This is a genomic window from Paenibacillus sp. P4_E11 (genome assembly GCF_056401635.1).
Window position 1 is genome coordinate 1 of sequence record NZ_JBFUIX010000432.1, and the last position, 1,588, is coordinate 1,588.

Consider the following 1,588-nt stretch of genomic DNA (forward strand, 5'->3'; position numbering starts at 1 on the left):
TGTTAATGCGGTTCTACGATGCTACATCCGGTACAATTCAGATCGACGAAAGCCTGATCTTCGCTACGTCGTCTCTCTGCAATCTGCTCTGGTGACCAAGTCTGTTCAAGCTTCTCCTGTTTTTCTTATGCAAGCTTAGGTGAGAACTTGCCTGTCGGAACACATGAAGCTCTTCGTTGCTCATACGCTTCCTGAGCAACTTCAGCTTCGTATTGATCGTCTGACTGTCCTCGCTGGAGTTCTCGGGCGATCGTGGAATGATGGCGTTTAAGAAGCTCTCGACCAATCGCTCTGGTCTTCCAGCCAAGTCCATGCAACGTCTCTAGTTGTCCGCGTTCGATTATGCTAAGATGGGAGTAGCTCATGTTGGGTTCTCCTGTAAAAATGGTGTTGTGGTGACTTCCATTTTACACGAATCCATTCATGGGCTTCTTTGTTTTTAGCTGTCGCACTTCATATTTCAATCCGTCATTTATTAATGATGTAAGGAGGAATCACTAACATTGATCTTTAAAGGATAATGTAGGAACAATTGTGTCGAGGACACCTGAATCGATAGCGTGAATCATAATGGGCCATGCTTCTTTCTAAAGGTTTCATCGATTTCAAATAAGTGTTAGACTCTTTAGAAATATGAGCCGAGTGAAAAATAATTTCGATTCTACTTAATTAACATTACGAACGTGAAGATTTTTTTGCTACAATTAAAATGTCTGAATTTGCGAGGTGGCAAAGATGACCGTCAGCTATAAAAAGCTACGGAAATTATTGATAGACCGCGATATGAAAAATGGAGATTTGCAGATGGCCGCAGGTCTCATCCCGTCTTCTATCGCAATACTGACAAAAAACCAATCGTCATCATGGATGTTCTAATAACGGTGTGTACGGCTCTGAATGTCGGTTTGAAGACATGGGGCTGGTGCCTGAAAATAATGGAGGACAAACAAAATGAGCTTAAGTGCAAATATAAGTGAAAAAGCCGCCTTGATCTGGGCGATTGCGGATAAATTAACCGGGGTGTACAAGCCCCATGAATACGGCGAGGTTATTCTGCCTTTGACCGTTATTCGCCGTTTTGATTGTATCCTGTCTGATACAAAGGACGCGGTTSTGGAGAAATATGTGGGCATCAAGACGCTGCCCATGCGGGATGTATTGATCCGTAAGGCGGCCGGACATCCTTTTTACAACAACAGTCAATTTACCTTGGAGCGCCTTCTGGACGACCCGGACAACATCGAAGCCAATTTTCGAGATTACCTGAACGGCTTTTCCGAAAATGTGCAAGGCATTATCGAGAAGTTCAAGTTCGACGGCCATATTAACACAATGGCAAACAAGGGTATCCTGTACATTGTGCTGAAAGAGTTTACAACTTCGAAAGCGAATCTTCATCCGTCTGTCATCTCCAATCTTGAGATGGGTTACATATTCGAAGAAATTATCCGTAGATTTTCCGAGTCTCATAATGAGGATGCCGGACAGCACTATACACCCCGCGAGGTCATCAAGCTGATGGTTAACGTTCTTTTTTATGATGACAACGACATTCTCTCCGGCAACAACGTGGCAAAGACCATTTATG

The 1,588-nt window shown here is 43.5% G+C and carries 1 protein-coding gene and 1 pseudogene; one reads left to right on the forward strand and one right to left on the reverse strand.

Annotated elements, in window-relative coordinates:
- Nucleotides 1-128: 128 nt before the first annotated feature.
- Nucleotides 129-365 (reverse strand): annotated as a pseudogene (locus AC1DWB_RS34810) (helix-turn-helix domain-containing protein); the annotation flags it as partial.
- 586 nt (nucleotides 366-951) lie between these two features.
- Here AC1DWB_RS34810 and AC1DWB_RS34815 point away from each other — a divergent pair.
- Nucleotides 952-1,588, forward strand: a 637-nt coding sequence (locus AC1DWB_RS34815) for a type I restriction-modification system subunit M N-terminal domain-containing protein (protein WP_477545640.1), incomplete at its 3' end; no start/stop codon positions are given.